The following is a 580-nucleotide window of genomic DNA, read 5'->3' as shown; positions in this document are numbered from 1 at the left end:
AGCCGAGCCAGTCCGCGAGGCGCGGTGGGCAATCAACGCGGCCATCGCTCCGTATGGTCAGCGCCAGCGCTGGGGCTGACGCAAGCATGGCTTCAAGCCGGGCATTCGCGGCAAAGGTTGCCCTCGCCTCGCGCCGCGCGCGCATGCCGAGAAACAGATTCCAAGACGCCCCACCAATCAATAGGGCGAATGCGGCACCGATTAGAACCGCGCTCAGTTCTGGAAGTTCGCTCACCGCACAAAGCCCTGACCCATATAGCTTGCATAGGCCAAGTCGGTCCAAGGAAGGAAGGTCAAAGCGCGAACGAGGCTGCATTCGACTTCAACCAACCGCCGCTCGCAGCCTGATCAAAAAAAGGGCGGTATCTCGCGATACCGCCCCCAAACTCCCAAATTAAAGCCGTGTCAGAATTTGGCGACGACACCTGCATACAGGAAGCGTCCCATCACGTCATATTGGCCGCTACCACCGCCCAGGCCAGTCAGGTCGAGCGGCGGGTGCTTGTCGGCAAGGTTGGTCACGCCGAGGTACATGTTGTATTTCGTACCAACGTCCATAGCGACACGAAGATCATGATAC

At 59.3% G+C, this 580-nt stretch carries 1 protein-coding gene; it reads right to left on the bottom strand.

Going from position 1 to position 580, the window contains the following annotated elements; translation table 11 throughout:
* On the bottom strand, nucleotides 1–235 hold a 235-nt coding region (locus tag AACY52_RS29500), incomplete at its 3' end, for a hypothetical protein (protein WP_339561250.1).
* Between the last annotated feature and the right edge of the window lie 345 nt (nucleotides 236–580).

The sequence above is a fragment of the Pseudomonas sp. EA_65y_Pfl1_P113 genome (assembly GCF_963970525.1).
Classification (GTDB): domain Bacteria; phylum Pseudomonadota; class Gammaproteobacteria; order Pseudomonadales; family Pseudomonadaceae; genus Aquipseudomonas; species Aquipseudomonas tritici.
This window is presented reverse-complemented; position numbering and strand designations above follow the sequence as displayed.